The sequence below is a fragment of the Shigella flexneri 2a str. 301 genome (assembly GCF_000006925.2).
GTDB lineage: Bacteria > Pseudomonadota > Gammaproteobacteria > Enterobacterales > Enterobacteriaceae > ECMA0423.
In genome coordinates this window covers 263,299-289,018 of sequence record NC_004337.2, presented here as the reverse complement: position 1 = coordinate 289,018, position 25,720 = coordinate 263,299, and the positions used below count along the sequence as shown (strand labels likewise).

Sequence of the window (25,720 nt, the reverse complement as noted above, 5' to 3'; positions counted from 1 at the left end):
AATAACGGAGCCGAAAGGCTCCGTTTCTTTATCCGCTAATTATTTAAAATTAAAGCCATCCGGATGGTTTTCCAGGCTGCCGGTCAACGCCGCGAACAGCACCGTTTTACCATCAATCGAAAGCGCATCGTTCACATTCAGCCAGGTGAGTTTCTCTTGCGACGTTTTCTCATCAATAGCCGAGAACAGCCCCGTCATCTGATTAGATTTCTCGGACCACATCACAGCGATACGTTGCGAGCCACAGTCATGCGGTTTGCACGCGCTCATCACCTGATACGTCTCATCTCCCAACGTTACGGTTTGTGCGGGAGTATAAGTACCGCCTTTCATCACCCATGCAGGTAGCTTATGCCCTTGCACCATCTGATTAAACGCAGCTTTGGTGGTTTCGCCCTTTGCAAGGCTGCTAATGGTTAAATCATCCTGCGCCATTGCACTGGTGGCGATGACCAGTGCGGCGACTGTCGTTATTGCCTTAAACATCATTCCTCCCGAGCTTATCCTGCCCATGTTATTAACCTCCTAAAGCCTGGCGATAACACGATAATTTGCAAATCAGATATTTCCAATATCAGCATTTGTTATCAATTTATTCTGCGCTAAGGCAACTGCCTGATAAGGTGTTAAAGTTATAAAACCCTTCGCATAAAGGAGTTGTACACCGTGCCTAGTTTGAAGATTACGCTTTTGCAGCAACCGTTGGTGTGGGTGGATGGTCCTGCCAACCTGCGCCATTTTGATCGTCAACTGGAAGGTATTACCGGGCGCGATGTGATCGTTCTACCGGAGATGTTTACCAGCGGCTTTGCCATGGAAGCGGCAGCTTCGTCGCTTGCACAAGATGACGTAGTGAACTGGATGACAGCTAAGGCGCAGCAGTGCAATGCGCTGATTGCAGGCAGTGTTGCATTACAAACGGAGTCTGGTTCGGTTAACCGCTTTTTGCTGGTTGAGCCGGGCGGCACGGTACATTTTTATGATAAGCGTCATCTGTTCCGCATGGCAGATGAGCATCTGCATTATAAAGCGGGCAATGCGCGAGTGATTGTGGAATGGCGCGGCTGGCGTATTTTGCCGCTGGTGTGCTACGACTTACGTTTTCCAGTGTGGTCGCGCAATCTCAACGATTATGACCTCGCCCTGTACGTCGCCAACTGGCCAGCTCCGCGCTCTCTGCACTGGCAGGCATTGCTGACGGCCCGCGCGATTGAGAATCAGGCGTATGTGGCGGGATGCAATCGCGTCGGCAGCGATGGCAACGGCTGCCATTATCGCGGTGACAGCCGGGTGATTAATCCGCAAGGCGAGATTATCGCTACCGCCGACGCGCATAAGGCAACGCGTATTGATGCGGAGCTGTCGATGGTGGCATTGCGGGAATATAGAGAAAAGTTTCCGGCATGGCGGGATGCGGATGAGTTTAGGTTGTGGTGAGTGGGGGTTGTGTTTAGGGCCGGGGGCTGGGCTAGATTACGAAAGCCCCTAACTTAAACACAATATTACGCCAGAAGTCACCATTTCCAAAACACAGCGTCGCTGTACCGTGGGTTATCTGCCCAACCGCAGCGACACGCCGGTGATCAAAATCAGCGCCAAATGGCTGAGAAAAGCGGGATTTGAGATCGGCACGGGCGTTACCGTGAAGATCTCGGAGGGATGTTTGATCCTGCTTGGGATAACAACGAAGTACAGGAACTGCGCAGGGAACTTTATCAGGTTAAACAGCCAGTTAAGGGGATGCGAGACGGGATGTTTAGTGTGCTGAACGAAAGTTAAATAATAAAAAGCCGGAAAGATCTGGAAGAAATTTCCGGTTATTATCGTTGCTATATCAATAAAATTTAGTCAGACTCTATTTCATTGCCGTTTTTATCAAAAAACGGGGATTCTTCTATGGCTTTTTGATAAGTATTTATCTCATTCAAATTAGCTCTCCAGTCATTACCACGAACTTCCCACATTGCAACTAATCCAAGTAACTCTTCTGGACTCGTTGCACTAAAAAATTGTCCATTTTTTTCCGCATACCAATCATATACACAATCTAAACAATCGTCAGATAATGCATGAGTTTCCATTGTTACTTTATATCCCTTATTTTTTAGCACATGGAAACAAGGCGCAGCCGTATTACCAGCAATTCTTATTCTAATTTCGTCCACAACTTCCTCTCCACTAACTAATTACATCGGCTAACTTTATTTCCAAGAATTTGCCCATGAACTAACACCTCATTATTCCTAGCCATATTCTGAAGAATATTACCAAGTTCTTTTCTAATTTTCTTGCTTGATTCTAAACCAAATATTGCTTTTACTTTTTCTTGTGTTAAAACAGTGATCTGATTATTTTTAACTAAATCATCGAGATCAGAAACTGCCACTTTGAAGACATGGTTTTTTGAGAAAAAATCTGCACCACGAGAGTTGGAACTAGATGTTTTTTTAGTACTAAAAGATGTTAAACGCCCATCACCTTTTTCTTAGAGATGATCAATAATGTCCTGTGCTGATATTGTGCCACTCTTTGGCTGTCCAATTCCGCCACCTTTATAGTTACCATCTCCTCTAAATATATTATTTGAATCTATTCCTAAAGAATTCAGTCCTAGCGGATCGATCCAACCTAACGGATTAGGCGCATAAGCATATAAGTTCAACCCACCGTTTAATCCTATCGGGTCCTGGCTTACGAACCTCCCGCACTCCGGCGCATAATACCTGAACAGATTGTAATGCAGCCCTGTTTCTTCGTCAAAGTACTGCCCCGGCAGCCGCTGCGGCTGCTCAAAGTACGCCCCGCTGTTGCTGATGTCGCCCCGGTTTTCACCAAATCCCGCCTGGTAGCCCGCCCACACCAGCGTCCCGTCCGGCGCGGTTACCTCGTGTACCGTGCCCGTCAGGTCCGTGTGGTAATACCAGATTTTCTGGCTCTCTCCGCGCCCCGTGATGGCAGCCACCGGCGTGTACGGCTGTTCCGCATCGTACAGGTATGTCCGCTTTCCCTGCCACGTTGTCTCCTGTAACAGCCGGAACCCTTCCCACACAAACGTTGTCCGGCTTCGTTCTCCCCGGTCGGTATGGAGATTGCTGGTCGCCTTGCTGATGCGCCTGCCCAGCGCATCGTACTGATACCGCGTCTCGCTGTTGCTGCTGATGACCCGCGTTAACTGGCCCTGCGCGTTCCACTCCAGCTGCTGGTCCCTGCGCTCTGTCAGTTCGCCCCATTCGTTATAGCGGTAGCGGTCACGCCCGTAACCCGGCAGGCGGTTATCCATCACCGCTCCCTGATACTCATCCGTCAGCAGGTTGCCCGCTTTGTCGTAATAATAATGGTCATGGTCATACATCTGCCCCGTGCGGCTGGTCAGCCAGCCGCTGCGGTCATAGCTGAACACCAGGCAACCGCGCAGTTTGTCATTGATGCCGCCGACTTCACCGTCTGCGTTCCAGATATAGTCCCGCGCCGTCACGCTGTCGTTCTGCGCCGGGGGAGTACCGCCTGCTGTGGATTCTGGCTGCCACCTGGCAGGCTGCGCTGCCAGCTTAACCGGTTGTCGGCGTTGTAGCCGCTGAACGTCGCCAGTTTCCCCTGCGTGCGTATCACCTGACGGTGCAGGCTGTCACGCTCATATTCACTGACCGTGATACCGTCCAGTGCCGTCTGGAGCAGATGCCCGCTGCCGTAGTAAAGATGACTGAGATGCTGCCCGTCCGGCAACGTGATATCGGTGGGATTGCCCAGCGCATCGCGCCGGTATTTGATACTGCCGTGCACGCTGTGCTCTGCCGTCAGCCACCCGCTGCGGTCATACGCAAAACGCACCGTGTCCGCCTGCATGTGGTGCAGCCGTTCCCCTTCTTCCGTGGGGGTGAGCGTCACTTCCGTTATCTGGTCAAGACGGTTGTAGCTGAAGGTCCGTGTACTGTGCTGCGTGTCACTGCGCAGCAGGCGGCCCAGCGCATCACGCTCCTGCTGTTCATTGCGCACCCCGCCCTCTGTGCCCTGCGTCGGGATGATGACCGGAAACCCGTCCGCATTCAGCGCAAACATCCTTATCAGGCCGTCCGGGCGCTGTTCTCCCGTCAGCCGTCCGTCGCCGTCGTAGCTGAACCGGTACTGAGCCCCGTTGCCGTTGCTCAGACTGGCAACCAGCCCTTCCGGGGTGTACTGCCAGCGCGTCTCCCGTTTCTCTTCATCCGTATGGCGCGCCAGCATCCCGCGCTGCGTATACTGCCAGGACTGCACACTGCCCGTGATGCGACGGTGGCTGCTCAGTAACCCCAGCGCGTTCCAGGTGTAACGGTCCTGCTGTTTACCGGGGTGGCAGACCGTCTCCGGCAGCCCCTGATCATCATACCCGTACCGCGTGACGCGCCCTTCCGGGTCCGTCTCCCGTATCACCTGGCCGTGTTCGTTGTAATCCGCCTTCCATACGTGGTCGTCATCCAGCGCCCGGCGCGTGATTTCAGCAAAACTGCCGTTCCACTGCGTCTGTGTCACCCGGCCTGCCGGGTCCGTCTCTTTCACCACCCGGCTCAGGGTGTCGTATTCCAGCGTTACCCTGCGTTCGCCGGGGAGTTCCACCGCTACCGGAAAATGGTTTTCGTTGTACGTGAAGCGGTACATTCCGCCGCCCGGCGTCCGGTGCGCAGTCACATACGTCTCTTCATCAAACCACCACTGCCACTTCTGCTCCGGCCTGCCGGTTACCACCGTCTGCCCGCCAGCAAAATCATAGTGGAACCGGTAATCCTCGCCGTCGCTGGTCGTGTGTTCCACCACGCGCGGGAAACCTTCAATCTCTTCCCAGTGGTAGGTACAGGTAAAGCCCGTCGCGTTGCGATGCTCTGTCATCAGGCCATTTTCATAGGCAAACTGGCGCACCGTCACACCAGCCCGGTTCACCACGCCAGTCAGTTGCCCGTTATCGTCGTAACGATATTCCACCAGGTTACCGGGACGCCCGCCCTTCAAAAGTTCAATATGCGACAGGCGTTCCCCTGCTTGCGTCATCGTGCGGTGCAATAACAGATGGTGTCCGCTGCTGGAGGCCACCCGCACCAGCCTGCCGTTCTCACGCCCGAAAGCAATACGCTGCCGGTACGGCGTCTCCATAAAAAGTAACGGCGCGACGCCGTGGTCATCAAATTCATCAAACACGTAATAGCTGCGGTCGGTGTAATGCAGCACATAGCATCCGTCATGCAGACGGCTCAGGTAAAACTGCTCTTCCGGGTCGAATATCTGGTGGCCCGGTATCAGCATCTCTTTCGGATAACTCAGTTCCCGACCCTGTACACCGATGAAGGTGATATATGTTTCATCCTCACGCAGGTTTATCTCCCAGTTCAGCCGCCATCCTCTGCCCAGCAATCCTTCAGTTTCCAGGTGGCTGGCGTAAAAGCGCGAACAGGTGACAGGCAGGCGTCCTGGCAGGGTAAAATCCGTCTCCGGCAGCAAAATTTTTTGCCCAGTGGTGACATCTACCGGATTGCTGAACAATCCCATGACTGTGTCAGAGATGGCCATCCCGACCATTTCGCCACCAATAAATTTTGCCGCACATTTTGTACCAAATTTCGACCCCATCTTTGCCGCCTGACGCCAGGCGCCAGCCAGCCCGCCAAGCATTCCGGCGACCACATACAGCACATCCACCACCTGACGCAGCCAGTCAGGGATTTCCGGGCTGATTTCCAGTACCGTCTGCGTACCGCCGCCGAGAAAGACATTGGGGGAGCCGTCCTCAATCACTGCATCACACTCAGTGTGGTCATCCTTACGGGCAGCTGGCTGTTGATGTAGATGTTGCCGGAACCTTGGGCAATGCGGATTTCCGGGGAATGGTCTTCGCATATCACCGTACTCAGTACGGCCCGGGCGGCCGGGCGACTGTTGGTGCTGACATTATCAGAACCGGTCAGAATTTTTCCCACTGTGGAATGTATCGAGCGCCCAATAGCCTCACCCAGTTGCAGGACTCCGGAAGCTATCTGATCAGCCAGAAAACTCAAAATCAGCCCGGCCAAAAAGCCGCAGGTAAAAAAAGCAAAGCTGGCGACGGCAATAATGGCGATACCTATGATGGCCCCTATCAAAAACCCGGCAAGGGCGCTGGTGTGGTAGATGGGGTCATCCACCCGTGCGGCTTCATACATGACAAAACCTCCCTGTTTTTTTTAGCTTTTAGCAGGCTGAAAACTAGTCAACCATGCAGTCCATAGCTGGTCGGTGTGATCATCAAAAGGACGCTGAGTGGTCAGCGTCAACATTAGTACCTTTGCTGGCCCGGTGATAAACCCGGCCTGACGCTGGTACACTTCTGTTTTTCCAGAACGATGAGTTGCGAGAATCTGTTCACCTGTCATGGCAGCTTCGCCAGTTCCCGCCAGTGCCGTTCCCCGCGAAAGTACCCGGTGCTGGCCTAGGTTTTTTTTTTCATCAAGGCTATCTGGCGGTCAATATAGGTGGTCAGATTTTCATCTGGCCTGAGCGTATCGCGGAAAATATTCAGACTGGGAGTTGCCCTTTCATTGCCCGATGGGACGAAGATATTGACGGTGCGATCAAGAAAAGTTTCAGGCAGGGCAAAGCAGCCCTCCTGAATACGGTAAAGGCTGGTCATAGAAAAATTCCTTTTATATTTTTTATTCAGAAACGTCGGGGGTAGGTAACGGGGCAATATCATCCGCAGTCATGGCTGTGCCGCCATCCGGATTCATATCAATGCCACTGCCAATGAGTTGCATAACATCGCTGGTGTGCAGTAACAGTTGTTTTCCGCAAAACTCAATCGAGCCATCCTTGTGTAATACAAGCGCTGCATTGCCGCAACGAAGGGTAAATTGATCGCCAACATCCAGACGATATGTCGTTCCGACATTGATGGTTTGAGCCAGTTTGACGGAAAGACCATCATTTTTTGTGATGGTGGCATTACGGTCTTCTCCCACGCTGATGGTTTCATTTTTGACAATGGTTTTTATGCGATCGACCATGACCGTGTGGGTTTCATTGTTTTTTACCGTGGTATTGAGGTCTTTTTCCGCATGGAACTTCACCTCTTCCGCACCCGTTTTATCATCGAAGCGCAGCATATTTCCGTTAGTCGGCCCTCCCTGCAATGAGTGGCTGAATATCCCACTCTGCGACGCCATGCCCGGCAGCCCCCACGGCGGCATGGTGTCCTGGTTATAGGTGCGCCCCACGATGATGGGCAAATCCGGATCGCCGTTTTTGAAATCCACCAGTACTTCCTGGCCAATACGCGGGATCTGGATCATGCCGAATCCTTTACCCGCCCACGGATAGCTGACGCGGATCCAGCAGGAACTGTTTTCGTCATTCTTTCCGTAACGGTCCCAGCCAAACTGCACCTTCACCCGGCCATATTTATCCGTCCAGATTTCCTGCCCCGCCGGGCCGGTGACGATGGCGCTCTGCGGGCCTTTGGTGTGGGGTTTGCTCAGGGTTCGTTGTGGGCGGTAAACTTCGCTGGTGGGGTGCAGTTCAAACGTGGTGACATAGGTAAAATGCTGATCCTGACCGCTGTGCTGCGCATTATCCCGTAAAAACAGAGTGGTCTGTACCAGCAGATATTCCTGATTAATTTCTGCCGTCGGGTGATTCATCAACGTAAAGGTGTACCCGGTCATGAGGGTACGGATATGACCGGCCCCATGTGCCCGGCTGCCTGGGCTGCGCTGCGCTTCCATACGAATGCGCGTCAGCATCTCGCCTTCGCCCGTAGTGAAGTAATCACCAGGCCATTCGTAATGCTCGTATTCAGCATGACCGGTATCACGCGGACTGGCCACGGTACTTTTAAGCAGCGAACGAGGCTTCATAAAATCAAAATCGTCCATCACCCACTTTCCAGTACGCAGCCTCTCACTGGCCGTAATGGTGTGGATAAATTCCTTATCCAGTTTCAGCCCTTCCTGGTGCCACTCCACCAGCGGCGAGTCAGGGCACGCTTTATGACCATTGATGGCATCCACCAGCACCAGCGTGTGGCTGTTCTCGCTGTGCTCAAACCACCAGTAAATCCCCCATTCCTGCATCAGGCGCTGGATGAAATCGAAGTCGGTTTCACCATACTGCACCTGCCAGGCGCGGGGTGGATAATTTTCCACCAGCCGCTTTTCCACCGGAAAGGAATATTCATCCAGTACTTCATCGAGAATATCCACCACGGTTTTGTTCTGGAACGCTTTGTAGTCGCTGGTATGGGTCAGCAGCTTCAGCCATGGCTCAATGCGTAATTCATACGTTACCGAACGGCTCTCATGGCCGACCACCCTCGCCGCCGTCACCAGCCCGCTGATATACCGTTTTCCGCCGCCGTCCAGTTCGATACTGACGCACAGGTCTTTGCCCACCATGAGCTGAAGCGGCAGGTTAGCAGCGGGGGAAACGTACCCCAGGTTCAGGGCGTCCAGCGTTTTAAGCTGTACTGTGTAAGAAAACAGATTCCCAAGCCCTTCCGAACCATTCATGCCTGCAAACAAAAGCATCTGCGGCGGCACCGCACTACCACTTACTGTGACGTTATGCGCCCCCGGAGCACCGGCTGCAAGCGACGCCGCTGCATCCTGAACTGCACCAGCCATATCCGAGATCCCTGCTGCTGCAGCGGCAGCCTGCGCAGCAGCTACTGCGGCTTTAACCAGACCTGACGGTTCCGGCAGCGCACCAAACAGGTCCGCCGCAGCCTGTTCTGCCATCTCCTCGGCGGCACCAGATACATCGGTTACAGCTGAACCTGTGCTCATACCGCCACTTTCGCCAGCTATTGGTGGTGTGGTGATGACGGGTCCACCGTTTCCAACTGGTTTATTACCCGTAGATACAAAACTCATGATATTTGCTCCTTTAATACCGGATTAAAATCTAGCCCCTGGTGGCCAAAAAATATAAGTAATCACTCTCCATTGCCCGTCTTTATAATGAAACCAACATGTCAGATTCAAATCCCCCTGCAAATTCCAGAACATTTCCTTAATAGGAACATCTTGAAATTCAGGATCTGTTATGCGATAAGTTTGATTCAAGCCGATATAATACTCACCAACAAATTTATATCGTGGCCTCACGAACTCATGAGCAGGCGGCCCATATTTCTTCATAAAAAAGATGTCATTACTTCCATCATGTATATCATTTTCTTCATAATATTTGGTGGATTGAGCAACTGCAGAAGACTTGAAAACATTCACTATAGCTATGTAATTTATTGAAAGGAAAATCACTATAATACAGAAAAATTTCATTTGGTTACATTCAATAAAGTAAATTTAGTTTCAGGCATTATGATATTCAACGTTATAGTTGCGTTTTTAAGGTATCGTTCCCAAAGCTCCATTCCCACATTCATCAACCCACTAATATCTCCAACATACGGAGACGAAGAATCATAATCATCATCTAAGTAACCAAGTACATGTCCGGCTTCATGAGGTATATTTACTTGCAACGTATTATTACAGTTAATACATTTCGCTACTTTTTCCAGGCCCGCTGAATCAACATGAACCGTACTGTTTTTAAAATCAACATATGTTCTTAAATCAGCACCAGGCAAAACCTTTGTTGCAATAACCAACCAGTCTTCATTCTGAGATGCAGAAATTATTCTTACATCAAAAGGCAAAGCTTTACCCTGAAATTTTTTAGCGAACTCAGATTCACCGGAAACAGAATAAGTTATTTTCCCATTCCATGCCTGCTGAACAGATAAATATATCGCTCGCATAAAAATAGCTTTTTCCCATATAGTCCAGTCATCTGTAACGGTATTATCCTTATACTACTCATACTTCCATCTTATCACAGCCGTAATCGAACCAGTATTTTGATTTAATAAATACGTCCTCCTACCATCCTTATGTATAATGATATTGCCATCAATATTTGTTTTTTCAGGTAATGACTCCAACTTACTGATAGTGTTTTATGTTCAGATAATGCCCGATGACCTTGTCATGCAGCTCCACCGATTTTGAGAACGACAGTGACTTCCGTACCAGCCTTGCCAGATGTTGTCTCAGATTCAGATTATGTCGCTCAATGCGCTGAGTGTAACGCTTGCTGATAACGTGCAGCTTTCCCTTCAGGCGTGATTCATACAGCGGCCAGCCATCCGTCATCCATACCACGACCTCAAAGGCCGACAGCAGGCTCAGAAGACGCTCCAGTGTGGCCAGAGTGCGTTCACCGAAGACGTGCGCCACAACCGTCCTCCGTATCCTGTCATACGCGTAAAACAGCCAGCGCTGACGTGATTTAGCACCGACGTAGCCCCAATGTTCGTCCATTTCAGCGCAGACAATCACATCACTGCCCGGTTGTATGCGCGAGGTTACCGACTGCGGCCTGAGTTTTTTAAGTGACGTAAAACCGTGTTGAGGCCAACGCCCATAATGCGTGCACTGGCGCGACATCCGACGCCATTCATGGCCATATCAATGATTTTCTGGTGCGTACCGGGCTGAGAGACGGTGTAAGTGAACTGTAGTTGCCATGTTTTACGGCAATGAGAGCAGAGATAGCGCTGATGTCCGGCAGTGCTTTTGCCGTTACGCACCACGCCTTCAGTAGCGGAGCAGGAAGGACATCTGATGGAAATGGAAGCCACGCAAGCACCTTAAAATCACCATCATACACTAAATCAGTAAGTTGGCAGCATTACCAAAATTCCGACTATTACTTGATACGTGATTATTGTCGGTGATTTTTTTGTACACCATCAGTGTATATCTCAATAACCCCTGAATAAGTAGCTCTGAATAGGTATAAGGGATGTAGCCATTTTTAAATGGATTTCTTATGCCAAAAATGATCGTCGATTTCCCCATAAAATGTGAGCGATGCCGAAAGAAATAAAATTAGTTATTGCATTTGAAGTTTGGATGAAAGATTATCATTTGTCATACAAATGAGGGGTGGTATGTTGCTAGCCAATTAAAAAAGAACGCCATATTTATTGATGATTGATCCCCCGGTGGGGGGGAAACATCGGGCATAAATGGGCATGAAGTAATGGAGTATTAGTTGTGAATGTCAATTTCTTTGTCACCTGTATTGGTGACGCCCTGAAATCAAGAATGGCACGAGACTCCGTGCTGCTACTGGAAAAACTCGGCTGTCGCGTAAATTTCCCGGAGAAACAGGGATGCTGCGGTCAGCCTGCGATCAATAGCGGTTATATCAAAGAAGCGATTCCAGGGATGAAAAATCTGATCGCCGCACTGGAGGATAACGACGATCCCATTATTTCACCGGCTGGCTCTTGCACCTATGCCATAAAAAGTTACCCGACGTATCTGGCGGATGAACCTGAATGGGCATCACGTGCCGAAAAGGTTGCCGCGCGTATGCAGGATCTCACCTCTTTTATTGTTAATAAATTAGGGGTAGTCGATGTAGGTGCCAGTTTGCAAGGGAGAGCTGTGTATCACCCATCTTGTAGCCTGGCCCGTAAGCTGGGAGTGAAGGACGAGCCACTTACGCTGCTGAAAAATGTGCGTGGACTGGAGCTGTTGACCTTTGCTGAACAGGATACCTGCTGCGGATTTGGCGGCACGTTCTCGGTCAAAATGGCCGAAATATCCGGCGAGATGGTGAAAGAAAAGGTTGTGCACCTGATGGAAGTCCGCCCTGAGTATTTAATTGGTGCTGACGTGAGTTGCCTGCTGAACATCAGTGGGCGATTACAACGGGAAGGGCAGAAAGTCAAAGTGATGCATATTGCTGAAGTGTTGATGAGCCGCTGAGGATATAAAGATGTCGATCAAAACCAGTAATACAGATTTTAAGACACGCATCCGTCAGCAAATTGAAGATCCGATCATGCGCAAAGCGGTGGCAAGCGCGCAGCAGCGTATTGGGGCAAATCGGCAAAAAATGGTCGATGAATTGGGGCACTGGGAGGAGTGGCGCGATCGGGCCGCCCAGATACGTGATCATGTTCTGAGTAATCTCGACGCTTATCTGTACCAGCTCTCAGAAAAAGTGACGCAAAACGGCGGTCACGTCTATTTTGCAAAAACCAAAGAAGACGCTACCCGCTACATTTTACAGGTTGCCCAACGCAAAAATGCCCGGAAGGTGGTGAAATCTAAATCGATGGTGACCGAAGAGATTGGTGTCAATCATGTGTTGCAGGATGCTGGCATTCAGGTGATTGAAACCGATCTGGGTGAATATATTCTCCAGCTGGATCAAGATCCGCCATCTCATGTTGTGGTCCCGGCAATTCATAAAGATCGCCATCAGATCCGTCGAGTGCTACACGAACGTCTGGGCTATGAGGGGCCGGAAACGCCTGAAGCGATGACCTTATTCATCCGGCAAAAAATCCGTGAAGATTTCCTCAGTGCTGAAATAGGTATTACCGGCTGTAATTTCGCGGTGGCAGAGACCGGTTCGGTATGCCTGGTGACCAATGAAGGTAATGCGCGAATGTGTACCACGCTGCCTAAAACGCATATTGCAGTGATGGGAATGGAGCGTATTGCCCCCACGTTTGCCGAGGTAGATGTATTGATCACCATGCTGGCGCGCAGTGCCGTTGGTGCACGTTTGACGGGATACAACACCTGGCTGACAGGGCCGCGCGAAGCGGGGCACGTTGATGGTCCTGAAGAGTTTCATCTGGTTATTGTCGATAACGGGCGTTCTGAGGTGCTGGCCTCTGAATTTCGGGATGTGCTGCGCTGTATTCGCTGCGGGGCTTGTATGAATACTTGTCCGGCATATCGCCATATTGGCGGTCATGGATATGGCTCTATTTATCCAGGGCCAATTGGTGCGGTGATTTCTCCGCTACTTGGCGGCTATAAAGATTTTAAAGATTTACCCTACGCCTGCTCTTTATGCACTGCTTGTGACAGCGTGTGTCCGGTGCGTATTCCGCTGTCAAAACTGATTTTGCGTCATCGTCGGGTGATGGCTGAAAAAGGGATCACCGCAAAAGCAGAGCAACGGGCGATAAAAATGTTCGCTTATGCCAATAGTCATCCAGGATTGTGGAAAGTCGGGATGATGGCCGGCGCTCATGCGGCAAGCTGGTTTATCAATGGCGGCAAAACACCACTCAAATTTGGCGCGATTAGCGACTGGATGGAAGCACGCGATCTTCCTGAAGCTGACGGAGAGAGTTTCCGTAGTTGGTTTAAGAAACATCAGGCGCAGGAGAAAAAGAATGGATAATCGGAGCGAATTTTTGAATAACGTTGCTCAGGCACTGGGTCGCCCGCTGCGACTTGAACCGCAAGCAGAAGATGCGCCGCTTAACAACTATGCTAACGAGCGGCTTACCCAACTTAACCAACAGCAGCGCTGTGACGCGTTTATTCAGTTTGCCAGCGATGTTATGTTGACGCGCTGTGAGCTGACCAGCGAGGCGAAGGCGGCAGAAGCTGCAATACGTCTGTGTAAAGAGCTGGGAGATCAGTCGGTCGTGATTAGCGGTGACACGAGGCTGGAGGAATTGGGGATTAGTGAACGTTTGCAGCAGGAATGCAATGCCGTTGTTTGGGATCCGGCGAAAGGTGCCGAGAATATCTCGCAGGCAGAGCAGGCTAAAGTGGGTGTCGTGTATGCTGAATATGGTTTAACCGAATCGGGAGGCGTGGTTCTTTTTTCCGCCGCCGAGCGCGGGCGTTCATTGAGCCTGCTCCCGGAATCTTCTCTTTTTATCCTGCGTAAAAGCACAATCCTGCCGCGTGTAGCGCAACTCGCAGAAAAATTGCATCAGAAAGCGCAGGCCGGTGAACGAATGCCGTCATGTATTAACATCATCAGTGGTCCCAGCTCAACGGCGGATATTGAGCTTATCAAAGTCGTCGGGGTTCATGGTCCGGTGAAAGCGGTGTATCTGATTATTGAGGATTGCTGAGAGAGATATGAGATCTGAACATAAACCTGAAGAAGGCATACGAGGTTGAAAATAGCGTTAAGGACAACCTGACTTAACCCCGTTCCGTCATGGTTATGCTGCTCTTCTGTAAATATCCAGGCATTAGTAATGCCAGGATATTTACAGTGAAAAAGACAGGCATCCATTCCTGAAAACGGGTTCCCTTCCCGGTCATTGTCACTTCAGCTTTATACAGGCACTCTCTATCAGAATGCTGTTTATTACTGCCCAGAGTTTTGTTGGTATTCATCTACCATTTTTTTGACAAGGCAAAACATTACAGAAATTACAATGCTTAGAAAAAATCCCAGAGCCAGGCAAATGGCAGCAGGGTATTTATTTTTTATTTCTGGTGAGCTTATAGTTACACAGCCATCACCGTTCGGATACAATGACCAGTTCCTGGTCAGGTATATCATTTTTGTATAAAGCTCACTGTTAATTGCTGAAGGCGTTTGTATCTCATCGAGAACTTGCCTGCCATTATGGTATTCTGACGCATACCATTTGATAATAGACGCCTGCACGCGAGATATTTCCTCTTCAGCAGTTGGTAAATCTCTCTTATCTCCTGACCATTCCAGCCTTATTTCTCTGTTCTTGATATCTGGGCTGGTCTGAAAAAATGTAGTAATTCGCTGAATAACATCTTCAGTCATTGTGGTCTGACAGGCAAAATTATTATTGCTATCACAGCTAACAAGTATACCTGGCGTTGTCTGGTTTATTTTAAGGCTGTAAATCACTTTTGTATTGTCTTTATTGATATACAGAAACAACAGCACCATTGCCATACAGATAGCCATAATAAAAAGGATAACACGAATCTTTTTCTTCAGATGAAATAAAATCTCAATCAGATCGATATCCTGTTTGATTTGTTCACTCATAATATATCCAGAAAATAAAATCTGTCGCAGATAATGTTGTATTAATAGTCTGTATCAGGAATGTTCGGGTTAAATATCAGCAAAAAACCGGTAATGCTGCCAACTTACTGATTTAGTGTATGATGGTGATTTTAAGGTGCTTGCGTGGCTTCCATTTCCATCAGATGTCCTTCCTGCTCCGCTACTGAAGGCGTGGTGCGTAACGGCAAAAGCACTGCCGGACATCTGCGCTATCTCTGCTCTCATTGCCGTAAAACATGGCAACTACAGTTCACTTACACCGCCTCTCAGCCCGGTACGCACCAGAAAATCATTGATATGGCCATGAATGGCGTCGGATGTCGCGCCAGTGCACGCATTATGGGCGTTGGCCTCAACACGGTTTTACGTCACTTAAAAAACTCAGGCCGCAGTCGGTAACCTCGCGCATACAACCGGGCAGTGATGTGATTGTCTGCGCTGAAATGGACGAACATTGGGGCTACGTCGGTGCTAAATCACGTCAGCGCTGGCTGTTTTACGCGTATGACAGGATACGGAGGACGGTTGTGGCGCACGTCTTCGGGGAACGCACTCTGGCCACACTGGAGCGTCTTCTGAGCCTGCTGTCGGCCTTTGAGGTCGTGGTATGGATGACGGATGGCTGGCCGCTGTATGAATCACGCCTGAAGGGAAAGCTGCACGTTATCAGCAAGCGTTACACTCAGCGCATTGAGCGACATAATCTGAAGCTGAGACAACATCTGGCAAGGCTGGGACGGAAGTCACTGTCGTTCTCAAAATCGGTGGAGCTGCATGACAAGGTCATCGGGCATTATCTGAACATAAAACACTATCAGTAAGTTGGAGTCATTACCACAGAAATGTTGTCGTTTCTTACCAGTGAGGAACGAGAAGCCCTTACAAACATGCTCGCAAGGAAAGGTGTTGAGACTGTGCTACGCTTGTTAGATAAGGAAACTCAAGAGCTACTGCAACTAGAGGGCCGTAAACGCCTGGCAGCGTTGATGCTCGTTGATATGCCCGACGAGCAAGTCAGAGAGATTTTGGAAGAGATTGAAGCTAGTATTCTCTCAGAGAGTGTAAACGCGAAGGCGGGTTAACTTCATTGACCTGCCTTTAGGGTGCCTTTAAAATTCGTTTTTAAAGGCTACGATGACATTTTTGAAGAGTCTTAAAAGAATTAAAATACACGGCGCGCCTATCTTGAATGTTTTATCGATATCGAAGCATTGAGCATTTTTAACTCGTTTTATCTTGAATGCAATCGGCGCATAACTTATTGAATCCCATCAAATCCCGTCTTTTTTTACCCATTCCCGGTTATCTTGAATAAATTACCTAGTCATATAACACACTTCTTGCCGCACTGGCATTCATCGCTTTTCAGGCACAGGCGGTGAACGTCACCGTGGCGTATCAAACCTCAGCCGAACCGGCGAAAGTGGCTCAGGCCGACAACACCTTTGCTAAAGAGAGCGGGGCGAGCGTGGACTGGCGTAAGTTTGACAGCGGAGCCAGCATCGTGCGGGCGCTGGCTTCTGGCGACGTGCAAATCGGCAACCTCGGTTCCAGCCCATTAGCGGTTGCAGCCAGCCAACAGGTGCCGATTGAAGTCTTCTTGCTGGCGTCAAAACTGGGTAACTCCGAAGCGCTGGTGGTAAAGAAAACTATCAGCAAACCCGAAGATTTGATTGGTAAACGCATTGCCGTACCGTTTATCTCCACCACCCACTACAGCCTGCTGGCGGCGCTGAAACACTGGGGGATTAAACCAGGGCTAGTGGAGATTGTGAACCTGCAGCCGCCCGCGATTATCGCCGCATGGCAGCGGGGTGATATTGATGGTGCTTATGTCTGGGCACCGGCGGTTAACGCCCTGGAAAAAGACGGCAAGGTGCTGACCGATTCTGAACAGGTCGGGCAGTGGGGTGCGCCAACGCTGGACGTCTGGGTGGTGCGCAAAGATTTTGCCGAGAAACATCCTGAGGTCGTGAAAGCGTTCGCCAAAAGCGCCATCGATGCACAGCAACCGTACATTGCTAACCCTGACGCGTGGCTGAAACAGCCGGAAAACATCAGCAAACTGGCGCGTTTAAGCGGCGTGCCTGAAGGTGACGTTCCGGGGCTGGTGAAGGGAAATACCTATCTGACGCCGCAGCAACAAACGGCAGAACTGACCGGACCGGTGAACAAAGCAATCATCGACACCGCGCAGTTTTTGAAAGAGCAGGGCAAGGTCCCGGCTGTAGCGAATGATTACAGCCAGTACGTTACCTCGCGCTTCGTGCAATAAAAGGAGGCGCAGATGCTGCAAATCTCTCATCTCTATGCCGATTATGGCGGCAAACCGGCACTGGAAGATATCAACCTGACGCTGGAAAGCGGCGAGCTACTGGTGGTGCTGGGGCCGTCCGGCTGCGGTAAAACCACCCTGCTGAATCTGATTGCCGGTTTTGTGCCTTATCAGCATGGCAGCATTCAACTGGCGGGTAAGCGTATTGAGGGACCGGGAGCAGAGCGTGGCGTAGTTTTTCAGAATGAAGGGCTGCTACCGTGGCGCAATGTACAGGACAACGTGGCGTTCGGCCTGCAATTGGCAGGTATAGAGAAAATGCAGCGACTGGAAATCGCGCACCAGATGCTGAAAAAAGTGGGGCTGGAAGGCGCAGAAAAACGCTATATCTGGCAGCTTTCCGATGGTCAACGTCAGCGGGTGGGGATTGCCCGCGCGCTGGCGGCGAATCCCCAGCTGTTATTACTCGACGAACCGTTTGGTGCGCTGGACGCCTTCACCCGCGACCAGATGCAAACTCTGCTGCTGAAACTCTGGCAGGAGACGGGCAAGCAGGTGCTGTTGATTACCCACGATATAGAAGAAGCGGTGTTTATGGCGACTGAACTGGTTCTGCTTTCATCCGGCCCTGGCCGTGTGCTGGAGCGGCTGCGGCTCAACTTTGCTCGCCGCTTTGTTGCGGGAGAGTCGAGCCGCAGCATCAAGTCCGATCCACAATTCATCGCCATGCGCGAATATGTTTTAAGCCGCGTATTTGAGCAACGGGAGGCGTTCTCATGAGTGTGCTCATTAATGAAAAACTGCATTCGCGGCGGCTGAAATGGCGCTGGCCGCTCTCGCGTCAGGTGACCTTAAGCATTGGCACGTTAGCGGTTTTACTCACTGTATGGTGGACGGTGGCGGCGCTGCAACTGATTAGCCCGCTGTTTTTGCCGCCGCCGCAACAAGTACTGGCAAAACTGCTCACCATTGCCGGACCGCAGGGATTTATGGACGCCACGCTGTGGCAGCATCTGGCAGCCAGCCTGACGCGCATTGTGCTGGCGCTACTCGCGGCGGTGGTGATCGGTATTCCGGTCGGGATCGCCATGGGGCTAAGCCCGACGGTGCGCGGCATTCTGGATCCGGTAATCGAACTTTATCGTCCGGTGCCACCGCTGGCTTATTTGCCGCTGATGGTGATCTGGTTTGGTATTGGTGAAACCTCGAAGATCTTACTGATCTATTTAGCGATTTTTGCGCCGGTGGCGATGTCGGCGCTGGCAGGGGTGAAAAGCGCGCAGCAGGTTCGCATTCGTGCCGCCCAGTCGCTGGGTGCCAGCCGTGCGCAGGTGCTGTGGTTTGTCATTTTGCCCGGCGCGCTGCCGGAAATCCTCACCGGATTACGCATTGGTCTGGGTGTGGGCTGGTCTACGCTGGTAGCGGCGGAGCTGATTGCCGCGACACGCGGTTTAGGATTTATGGTTCAGTCAGCGGGTGAATTTCTCGCGACTGACGTGGTACTGGCGGGGATCGCGGTGATTGCGATTATCGCCTTTCTTTTAGAACTGGGTCTGCGCGCGTTACAGCGCCGTCTGACGCCCTGGCATGGAGAAGTACAATGAGTGAACGTCTGAGCATTACCCCGCTGGGGCCGTATATCGGCGCACAAATTTCGGGTGCCGACCTGACGCGCCCGTTAAGCGATAATCAGTTTGAACAGCTTTACCATGCGGTGCTGCGCCATCAGGTGGTATTTCTGCGCGATCAAGCTATTACGCCGCAGCAGCAACGCGCGCTGGCCCAGCGTTTTGGCGAACTGCATATTCACCCTGTTTACCCTCATGCCGAAGGGGTTGACGAGATCATCGTGCTGGATACCCATAACGATAATCCGCCGGATAACGACAACTGGCATACCGATGTGACATTTATTGAAACGCCACCCGCAGGGGCGATTCTGGCAGCTAAAGAGTTACCTTCGACCGGCGGTGATACGCTCTGGACCAGCGGTATTGCGGCCTATGAGGCGCTCTCTGTTCCCTTCCGCCAGCTGCTGAGCTGGCTGCGTGCGGAGCATGATTTCCGTAAATCATTCCCGGAATACAAATACCGCAAAACCGAGGAGGAACATCAACGCTGGCGCGAGGCGGTCGCGAAAAATCCTCCGTTGCTACATCCGGTGGTGCGAACGCATCCGGTGAGCGGTAAACAGGCGCTGTTTGTGAATGAAGGCTTTACTACGCGAATTGTCGATGTCAGCGAGAAAGAGAGCGAAGCCTTGTTAGGCTTTTTATTCGCCCATATCACTAAACCGGAGTTTCAGGTGCGTTGGCGCTGGCAACCGAATGATATTGCGATTTGGGATAACCGCGTGACTCAGCACTATGCCAATGCCGATTACCTGCCACAGCGGCGGATTATGCATCGGGCGACGATCCTTGGGGATAAACCGTTTTATCGGGCGGGGTGATACGAGTGCGGACGGTTCCCTCGCCCCCTTGGGGAGAGGGTTAGGGTGAGGGGGCGTTCACTGTACTTTCAACAGGTTAACTCCCCCTTTCTGAGAGGAAAAAAATTAACGCAGAATCTTCTTCTCAGCCAAATCCAGCGCAAAGTAGCTGAAAATCAGATCCGCACCCGCACGCTTAATTGAACCTAAGCTTTCGAGCACGACTTTCTCTTCATCTATAGCACCCGCCAGCGCGGCGAACTTAATCATCGCGTACTCACCGCTCACCTGATACGCGCCAATCGGCAATTCAGTACGTTCACGCAGCTCACGCACGATGTCGAGGTACGCTCCAGCAGGTTTAACCATCAGGCAGTCTGCGCCCTGGGCTTCATCCAGCAGTGACTCACGAATCGCCTCGCGACGGTTCATTGGGTTCATCTGATAGCTTTTGCGGTCGCCTTTTAATGCGCTTCCTGCAGCTTCACGGAACGGGCCATAAAAGGAAGAGGCGAACTTGGTCGAATACGACATAATCGCCGTATCTTTAAAGCCTGCAGCGTCCAGCGCCTGACGAATCGCCTGTACCTGGCCGTCCATCGCGGCGGAAGGGGCGATGAAGTCTGCGCCTGCAGCAGCTGCAACCACGGCTTGCTTGCCTAAATTTTCCAGAGTCGCGTCGTTGTCGACGCCATGCTCGCACAGCACACCGCAGTGACCGTGAGAAGTGTATTCACAGAAACAAGTGTCTGACATGACGATCATTTCTGGCACAGTCTGCTTGCAGATGCGCGACATACGCGCCACCAGTCCATCTTCCCGCCAGGCGTCGCTGCCGGTTTCATCGGTATGGTGAGAGATGCCAAAAGTCATTACGGAACGGATACCGGCGTTGGCGATGCGTTCAATTTCGCGTGCCAGATGTTTCTCTGGAATGCGCATCACGCCTGGCATGGCTTCAACGGCTTTGTAGTCGTCAATTTCTTCTTCAACAAAGATCGGCAACACCAGGTCGTTAAGGCTAAGTGTTGTCTCTTCAAACATAGCGCGCAGCGCAGGAGATTTGCGCAGGCGACGAGGGCGTTGGATTAAGTCTGTCATGGTCTGCCTGATGTTTGTGGAATTAAGGTGCACAGTATACCTGAAGCGGGGCAGGAGTGTTTTACGAAAGTTGTCGCGATGTTGACAAGAAGAGAATGAAAGAGAGACCAGGACATCTTTGTAATAGAAATAGCAATAATTTCATATTCACTGAAAATATTTTTAATCTTTATTTATAGCTCTTGGTTATTATTTTTTGGCGTTTGGTTGTGCTGCTATAAATTGAATAATTCAAACTTTGTTGTATATTGATAAGATATTTATCTGGTTTGTATTTTTGATATTTATAACGCGTATGCATCAAAAATAACATTATCTGCAACATACTGAAATATCGTCCTTTTATCAATTTGATGCGTGTTTTTCTCCATAAATTATATATGTCCACATTCGGACTTAGGGGAAAGAATAATTGAACCATTCGTCTGTAACGCAGCATAATCGTTAGCGCGAAACATAATATGTTTTCTATGCATTGATAATTGATGGATCAACTTATTACGTCCCTGAGGAGGGATGACAAATGCACTCCTGGAAAAAGAAACTTGTAGTATCACAATTAGCATTGGCTTGCACTCTGGCTATCACCTCTCAGGCTAATGCAGCGACCAACGATATTTCTGGTCAAACTTACAATACTTTCCATCACTACAACGACGCCACCTATGCTGATGACGTTTACTATGATGGTTATGTAGGCTGGAACAACTATGCCGCTGATAGCTATTACAACGGCGATATCTACCCGGTCATTAATAACGCTACCGTTAACGGCGTGATTTCTACCTACTATCTGGACGACGGTATTTCTACCAATACCAACGCCAATAGTCTGACAATCAAAAACAGCACTATTCACGGTATGATTTATTCCGAGTGCATGACAACTGATTAGACTGGCCCCCTGAATCTCCAGACAACCAGGGTAATGACTCCAACTTACTGATAGTGTTTTATGTTCAGATAATGCCCGATGACCTTGTCATGCAGCTCCACCGATTTTGAGAACGACAGTGACTTCCGTACCAGCCTTGCCAGATGTTGTCTCAGATTCAGATTATGTCGCTCAATGCGCTGAGTGTAACGCTTGCTGATAACGTGCAGCTTTCCCTTCAGGCGTGATTCATACAGCGGCCAGCCATCCGTCATCCATACCACGACCTCAAAGGCCGACAGCAGGCTCAGAAGACGCTCCAGTGTGGCCAGAGTGCGTTCACCGAAGACGTGCGCCACAACCGTCCTCCGTATCCTGTCATACGCGTAAAACAGCCAGCGCTGACGTGATTTAGCACCGACGTAGCCCCAATGTTCGTCCATTTCAGCGCAGACAATCACATCACTGCCCGGTTGTATGCGCGAGGTTACCGACTGCGGCCTGAGTTTTTTAAGTGACGTAAAACCGTGTTGAGGCCAACGCCCATAATGCGTGCACTGGCGCGACATCCGACGCCATTCATGGCCATATCAATGATTTTCTGGTGCGTACCGGGCTGAGAGGCGGTGTAAGTGAACTGTAGTTGCCATGTTTTACGGCAATGAGAGCAGAGATAGCGCTGATGTCCGGCAGTGCTTTTGCCGTTACGCACCACGCCTTCAGTAGCGGAGCAGGAAGGACATCTGATGGAAATGGAAGCCACGCAAGCACCTTAAAATCACCATCATACACTAAATCAGTAAGTTGGCAGCATTACCGACAACCAGTATCACTTATTTAAGTGATAGTCTTAATACTAGTTTTTAGACTAGTCATTGGAGAACAGATGATTGATGTCTTAGGGCCGGAGAAACGCAGACGGCGTACCACACAGGAAAAGATCGCAATTGTTCAGCAGAGCTTTGAACCGGGGATGACGGTCTCCCTCGTTGCCCGGCAACATGGTGTAGCAGCCAGCCAGTTATTTCTCTGGCGTAAGCAATACCAGGAAGGAAGTCTTACTGCTGTGGCCGCCGGAGAACAGGTTGTTCCTGCCTCTGAACTTGCTGCCGCCATGAAGCAGATTAAAGAACTCCAGCGCCTGCTCGGCAAGAAAACGATGGAAAATGAACTCCTCAAAGAAGCCGTTGAATATGGACGGGCAAAAAAGTGGATAGCGCACGCGCCCTTATTGCCCGGGGATGGGGAGTAAGCTTAGTCAGCCGTTGTCTCCGGGTATCGCGTGCGCAGTTGCACGTCATTCTCAGACGAACCGATGACTGGATGGATGGCCGCCGCAGTCGTCACACTGATGATACGGATGTGCTTCTCCGTATACACCATGTTATCGGAGAGCTGCCCACGTATGGTTATCGTCGGGTATGGGCGCTGCTTCGCAGACAGGCAGAACTTGATGGTATGCCTGCGATCAATGCCAAACGTGTTTACCGGCTCATGCGCCAGAATGCGCTGTTGCTTGAGCGAAAACCTGCTGTACCGCCATCGAAACGGGCACATACAGGCAGAGTGGCCGTGAAAGAAAGCAATCAGCGATGGTGCTCTGACGGGTTCGAGTTCTGCTGTGATAACGGAGAGAGACTGCGTGTCACGTTCGCGCTGGACTGCTGTGATCGTGAGGCACTGCACTGGGCGGTGACTACCGGCGGCTTCAACAGTGAAACAGTACAGGATGTCATGCTGGGAGCGGTGGAACGCCGCTTCGGCAACGATCTTCCGTCGTCTCCAGTGGAGTGGCTGACGGATAATGGTTCATGCTACCGGGCTAATGAAACACGCCAGTTCGCCCGGATGTTGGGACTTGAACCGAAGAACACGGCGGTGCGGAGTCCGGAGAGTAACGGAATAGCAGAGAGCTTCGTGAAAACGATAAAGCGTGACTACATCAGTATCATGCCCAAACCAGACGGGTTAACGGCAGCAAAGAACCTTGCAGAGGCGTTCGAGCATTATAACGAATGGCATCCGCATAGTGCGCTGGGTTATCGCTCGCCACGGGAATATCTGCGGCAGCGGGCTTGTAATGGGTTAAGTGATAACAGATGTCTGGAAATATAGGGGCAAATCCACTGATTGTGCTGATCGTGCGGATGATTACTACCATGACCGTCTGGCGCTGACTGTTGATAATTCAACGATCGACGACAACTACGAACACTACACATATAACGGCACTTACAATAATGCCGCTGATACTCATGTTGTAGACGTTTACAACATTGGTACGGCTATTACTCTGGATCAGGAAGTTGATCTGTCCATCACTAATAACTCTCACGTTGCGGGTATTACGTTGACTCAGGGTTATGAGTGGGAAGATATTGACGACAACACTGTCAGCACTGGCGTAAACAGCAGCGAAGTGTTTAATAACACCATCACTGTTAAAGATTCTACCGTAACCTCTGGTTCATGGACTGATGAAGGTACTACTGGTTGGTTCGGTAATACAGGTAATGCCAGCGATTATAGTGGTAAATCTAACTTTGTCACCGTAGATACTGACGGAGATGGTGTTGCTGATAGCACTATTGCAAGCTGGGATGATGTTGCATTAGCTGTAGTTGCACATCCGAATGTTGATAATGCTATGCAGACCTGAATCGCCACGGGTTTAACAGACACCTCAGAGTCATTTAAGATGGCTTAAAGAGAGGTGCCCATGAGCGGTAAGCGTTATCCCGAAGAGTTTAAAACTGAAGCAGTCAAACAGGTTGTTGATCGCGGTTATTCTGTTGCCAGCGTTGCAACACGTCTCGATATCACCACCTGAGGTAGCCTGAGTTTAACGGACACTCCTTCCTGAAATAGAATGGCATCAGAAGGAGCTAATAATGAGCAGAAAAACCCAACGTTACTCTAAAGAGTTCAAAGCCGAAGCTGTCAGAACGGTTCTTGAAAATCAACTTTCGATCAGTGAAGGCGCTTCCCGATTATCTCTTCCTGAAGGCACTTTAGGACAATGGGTTACCGCCGCCAGAAAAGGGCTCGGTACTCCTGGTTCCCGCACGGTGGCTGAACTGGAATCTGAAATTCTGCAACTGCGTAAGGCGTTAAATGAAGCTCGCCTTGAGCGCGATATATTAAAAAAAGCAACAGCGTATTTTGCACAGGAGTCGCTGAAAAATACGCGTTAATCGAACAATGGCGACAACAATTTCCCATTGAAGCGATGTGTCAGGTATTTGGTGTATCCAGGAGCGGTTATTACAACTGGGTACAGCATGAACCCTCAGACAGAAAACAAAGTGATGAGCGGCTAAAACTGGAGATTAAGGTGGCACATATCCGCACTCGCGAAACATATGGAACCCGGCGGCTCCAGACGGAGCTGGCAGAGAATGGCATCATCGTTGGTCGTGACCGACTGGCATGTCTTCGTAAGGAGCTGAGGCTACGCTGTAAGCAGAAACGCAAGTTCAGAGCGACTACGAACCCGAACCACAATCTGCCAGTTGCGCCAAATCTGCTGAACCAGACGTTCGCTCCTACAGCACCAAATCAGGTCTGGGTGGCGGACCTGACGTATGTTGCCACACAGGAGGGATGGTTGTACCTCGCTGGCATCAAAGATGTTTATACGTGTGAAATTGTCGGCTACGCCATGGGAGAGCGCATGACAAAAGAGCTGACAGGTAAAGCCCTGTTTATGGCGCTCAGGAGCCAGCGCCCACCTGCCGGGCTAATCCACCACTCTGATCGAGGTTCACAGTACTGCGCATACGATTACCGGGTCATACAGGAGCAGTCTGGTCTGAAAACATCAATGTCGCGTAAAGGTAACTGTTACGACAACGCTCCGATGGAAAGCTTCTGGGGAACGCTGAAAAATGAGAGCCTGAGCCACTATCGTTTTAATAACCGGGATGAAGCCATCTCAGTAATACGGGAATACATTGAGATTTTCTACAATCGTCAGCGTCGTCACTCTCGTCTGGGGAATATCTCCCCGGCAGCCTTCAGGGAAAAATATCATCAGATGGCTGCTTAAAAAAAGAACAAATGGTAGTGTCCGCTATTGCCAGTACACCTCAACCCACAGCCTTTATGCCTGGATAAAGAAGTACGGTCCGGATTCTTCCACTAATAAAGAACAGTCAGATGCTCAGGCCGAGATCCGCCGTCTCCAGAAAGAGCTGAAACG

Annotated in this window: 29 protein-coding genes, 2 pseudogenes and 6 other annotated features; of the genes and pseudogenes, 16 read left to right on the top strand and 15 right to left on the bottom strand. The window is 50.5% G+C overall.

What is annotated here, in order from left to right:
• Positions 1-39: 39 nt before the first annotated feature.
• Positions 40-513 (bottom strand): C-lysozyme inhibitor, encoded by a 474-nt coding sequence (ykfE, locus tag SF0270; protein ID NP_706223.1) that lies wholly within the window; start codon positions 511-513, stop codon positions 40-42.
• A gap of 153 nt (positions 514-666) precedes the next feature.
• Between ykfE and yafV the strand changes: the two genes are divergently transcribed.
• Positions 667-1,437: a C-N hydrolase amidase gene (gene yafV, locus SF0269; RefSeq protein ID NP_706222.2), complete on the top strand. Its 771-nt coding sequence runs from the start codon at positions 667-669 to the stop codon at positions 1,435-1,437.
• 1,048 nt (positions 1,438-2,485) lie between these two features.
• Here yafV and SF0268 read toward each other — a convergent pair.
• From SF0268 to insA (SF0261), 9 genes and pseudogenes are all read right to left on the bottom strand, one after another.
• Positions 2,486-3,475 (bottom strand): Rhs-family protein, encoded by a 990-nt coding sequence (locus SF0268; RefSeq protein ID NP_706221.1) that lies wholly within the window; start codon positions 3,473-3,475, stop codon positions 2,486-2,488.
• Positions 3,472-5,760 (bottom strand): Rhs-family protein, encoded by a 2,289-nt coding sequence (locus SF0267; RefSeq protein ID NP_706220.1) that lies wholly within the window; start codon positions 5,758-5,760, stop codon positions 3,472-3,474. The genes SF0268 and SF0267 overlap by 4 nt, the downstream gene beginning before the upstream one ends.
• The gene (locus SF0266; RefSeq protein ID NP_706219.1) at positions 5,757-6,164 is read right to left on the bottom strand and encodes a Rhs-family protein; all 408 of its coding nucleotides are present in this window, start codon (positions 6,162-6,164) and stop codon (positions 5,757-5,759) included. Before SF0266 ends, SF0267 begins: the two co-directional genes overlap by 4 nt.
• Before the next feature lie 21 nt (positions 6,165-6,185).
• Positions 6,186-6,631: pseudogene (locus SF0260a) on the bottom strand.
• A gap of 22 nt (positions 6,632-6,653) precedes the next feature.
• Positions 6,654-8,867, bottom strand: a complete 2,214-nt coding sequence (locus SF0265; RefSeq protein NP_706218.1) for a Rhs-family protein — start codon at positions 8,865-8,867, stop codon at positions 6,654-6,656.
• 24 nt (positions 8,868-8,891) lie between these two features.
• Positions 8,892-9,278, bottom strand: a complete 387-nt coding sequence (locus tag SF0264) for a hypothetical protein (RefSeq protein NP_706217.1) — start codon at positions 9,276-9,278, stop codon at positions 8,892-8,894.
• A complete protein-coding gene (locus SF0263) occupies positions 9,275-9,760 on the bottom strand; it encodes a hypothetical protein (protein NP_706216.1) in 486 nt (161 codons plus the stop codon). The genes SF0264 and SF0263 overlap by 4 nt, the downstream gene beginning before the upstream one ends.
• A 169-nt stretch (positions 9,761-9,929) precedes the next feature.
• Positions 9,930-10,697: a mobile genetic element, on the bottom strand.
• Positions 9,945-10,340 carry an insertion element IS1 protein InsB gene (gene insB, locus SF0262; RefSeq protein ID NP_706215.1) on the bottom strand — a complete coding sequence of 132 codons (396 nt, stop codon included), beginning with the start codon at positions 10,338-10,340 and terminating at the stop codon, positions 9,945-9,947. Its footprint overlaps the feature before it by 396 nt.
• The gene (gene insA / locus SF0261; RefSeq protein NP_706214.1) at positions 10,367-10,642 is read right to left on the bottom strand and encodes an insertion element IS1 protein InsA; all 276 of its coding nucleotides are present in this window, start codon (positions 10,640-10,642) and stop codon (positions 10,367-10,369) included. (Lies within the feature at positions 9,930-10,697.)
• 363 nt (positions 10,698-11,060) lie before the next feature.
• Between insA (SF0261) and ykgE the strand changes: the two genes are divergently transcribed.
• From ykgE to ykgG, 3 genes are all read left to right on the top strand, one after another.
• Entirely contained in the window at positions 11,061-11,780 is a 720-nt protein-coding gene (ykgE, locus tag SF0260; protein NP_706213.1) for a dehydrogenase subunit, read from the top strand.
• A 10-nt stretch (positions 11,781-11,790) separates the two neighbouring features.
• Positions 11,791-13,218, top strand: coding sequence for a hypothetical protein (ykgF, locus tag SF0259; protein ID NP_706212.1), 1,428 nt, complete (start codon positions 11,791-11,793; stop codon positions 13,216-13,218).
• On the top strand, positions 13,064-13,906 hold the full coding sequence (gene ykgG / locus SF0258) for a transporter (protein ID NP_706211.4): 843 nt from the start codon (positions 13,064-13,066) through the stop codon (positions 13,904-13,906). Before ykgF ends, ykgG begins: the two co-directional genes overlap by 155 nt.
• Positions 13,861-14,073 (bottom strand) — a sequence feature (Similar to Escherichia coli K12 conserved hypothetical protein gi: 1786500 (71 aa). BLAST with identity of 95% in 71 aa. This CDS ontains frameshift. The sequence has been checked and is believed to be correct.). Its footprint overlaps the gene before it by 46 nt.
• Here the strand turns inward: ykgG and SF0257 are convergent.
• Both SF0257 and ykgH read right to left on the bottom strand, forming a co-directional pair.
• Positions 13,861-14,073: pseudogene (locus tag SF0257) on the bottom strand. Its footprint overlaps the feature before it by 213 nt. The gene ykgG and the pseudogene SF0257 sit on opposite strands and share 46 nt — an antisense overlap.
• Positions 14,074-14,148: 75 nt before the next feature.
• Positions 14,149-14,817: a hypothetical protein gene (gene ykgH, locus SF0256; protein NP_706210.1), complete on the bottom strand. Its 669-nt coding sequence runs from the start codon at positions 14,815-14,817 to the stop codon at positions 14,149-14,151.
• 89 nt (positions 14,818-14,906) lie between these two features.
• Positions 14,907-15,674, top strand: a mobile genetic element.
• Between ykgH and insA (SF0255) the strand changes: the two genes are divergently transcribed.
• The 6 genes from insA (SF0255) (at position 14,962) to tauD (ending at position 19,565) form a co-directional block, all read left to right on the top strand.
• The gene (gene insA, locus SF0255; RefSeq protein ID NP_706209.1) at positions 14,962-15,237 is read left to right on the top strand and encodes an insertion element IS1 protein InsA; all 276 of its coding nucleotides are present in this window, start codon (positions 14,962-14,964) and stop codon (positions 15,235-15,237) included. It overlaps the preceding feature by 276 nt.
• Positions 15,264-15,659, top strand: coding sequence for an insertion element IS1 protein InsB (insB, locus tag SF0254; RefSeq protein ID NP_706208.1), 396 nt, complete (start codon positions 15,264-15,266; stop codon positions 15,657-15,659). Its footprint lies within the feature at positions 14,907-15,674.
• A 542-nt stretch (positions 15,675-16,216) precedes the next feature.
• Positions 16,217-17,113, top strand: a complete 897-nt coding sequence (gene tauA, locus SF0253) for a taurine ABC transporter substrate-binding subunit (RefSeq protein ID NP_706207.1) — start codon at positions 16,217-16,219, stop codon at positions 17,111-17,113.
• Between the two features lie 12 nt (positions 17,114-17,125).
• A complete protein-coding gene (gene tauB / locus SF0252; protein ID NP_706206.1) occupies positions 17,126-17,893 on the top strand; it encodes a taurine ABC transporter ATP-binding subunit in 768 nt (255 codons plus the stop codon).
• On the top strand, positions 17,890-18,717 hold the full coding sequence (tauC, locus tag SF0251; RefSeq protein ID NP_706205.1) for a taurine ABC transporter permease: 828 nt from the start codon (positions 17,890-17,892) through the stop codon (positions 18,715-18,717). Before tauB ends, tauC begins: the two co-directional genes overlap by 4 nt.
• Positions 18,714-19,565 carry a taurine dioxygenase gene (gene tauD, locus SF0250; RefSeq protein NP_706204.1) on the top strand — a complete coding sequence of 284 codons (852 nt, stop codon included), beginning with the start codon at positions 18,714-18,716 and terminating at the stop codon, positions 19,563-19,565. Before tauC ends, tauD begins: the two co-directional genes overlap by 4 nt.
• A 105-nt stretch (positions 19,566-19,670) precedes the next feature.
• Here the strand turns inward: tauD and hemB are convergent, their stop codons facing one another.
• The gene (hemB, locus tag SF0249) at positions 19,671-20,678 is read right to left on the bottom strand and encodes a delta-aminolevulinic acid dehydratase (protein ID NP_706203.1); all 1,008 of its coding nucleotides are present in this window, start codon (positions 20,676-20,678) and stop codon (positions 19,671-19,673) included.
• Between the two features lie 490 nt (positions 20,679-21,168).
• On the opposite strand from hemB, the gene SF0248 reads away from it, so the two are divergent.
• Positions 21,169-21,540, top strand: coding sequence for a hypothetical protein (locus SF0248; RefSeq protein NP_706202.1), 372 nt, complete (start codon positions 21,169-21,171; stop codon positions 21,538-21,540).
• Between the two features lie 29 nt (positions 21,541-21,569).
• Positions 21,570-22,337 (bottom strand) — a mobile genetic element.
• Here the strand turns inward: SF0248 and insB (SF0247) are convergent.
• Positions 21,585-21,980: an insertion element IS1 protein InsB gene (gene insB / locus SF0247; RefSeq protein NP_706201.1), complete on the bottom strand. Its 396-nt coding sequence runs from the start codon at positions 21,978-21,980 to the stop codon at positions 21,585-21,587. (Overlaps the previous feature by 396 nt.)
• The gene (insA, locus tag SF0246; RefSeq protein ID NP_706200.1) at positions 22,007-22,282 is read right to left on the bottom strand and encodes an insertion element IS1 protein InsA; all 276 of its coding nucleotides are present in this window, start codon (positions 22,280-22,282) and stop codon (positions 22,007-22,009) included. Its footprint lies within the feature at positions 21,570-22,337.
• Positions 22,338-23,645 (top strand) — a mobile genetic element (partial).
• Between insA (SF0246) and SF0245 the strand changes: the two genes are divergently transcribed.
• The 5 genes from SF0245 to SF0241 all read left to right on the top strand — a co-directional run bounded on the left by SF0245 (position 22,361) and on the right by SF0241 (position 25,567).
• Positions 22,361-22,771 (top strand): IS2 repressor TnpA, encoded by a 411-nt coding sequence (locus tag SF0245; RefSeq protein ID NP_706199.3) that lies wholly within the window; start codon positions 22,361-22,363, stop codon positions 22,769-22,771. Its footprint overlaps the feature before it by 411 nt.
• Complete coding sequence (locus SF0244) at positions 22,729-23,634, top strand: IS2 transposase TnpB (RefSeq protein NP_706198.1); 906 nt, start codon at positions 22,729-22,731, stop codon at positions 23,632-23,634. Its footprint lies within the feature at positions 22,338-23,645. Before SF0245 ends, SF0244 begins: the two co-directional genes overlap by 43 nt.
• Positions 23,609-24,178, top strand: coding sequence for a hypothetical protein (locus tag SF0243; RefSeq protein ID NP_706197.1), 570 nt, complete (start codon positions 23,609-23,611; stop codon positions 24,176-24,178). Before SF0244 ends, SF0243 begins: the two co-directional genes overlap by 26 nt.
• Positions 24,179-24,346: 168 nt before the next feature.
• Positions 24,347-25,610 (top strand) — a mobile genetic element.
• The gene (locus tag SF0242; RefSeq protein ID NP_706196.1) at positions 24,411-24,713 is read left to right on the top strand and encodes an insertion sequence element IS600 transposase; all 303 of its coding nucleotides are present in this window, start codon (positions 24,411-24,413) and stop codon (positions 24,711-24,713) included. (Overlaps the previous feature by 303 nt.)
• Positions 24,749-25,567 (top strand): insertion sequence element IS600 protein, encoded by an 819-nt coding sequence (locus tag SF0241; protein ID NP_706195.1) that lies wholly within the window; start codon positions 24,749-24,751, stop codon positions 25,565-25,567. (Lies within the feature at positions 24,347-25,610.)
• Positions 25,611-25,720 lie beyond the last annotated feature (110 nt).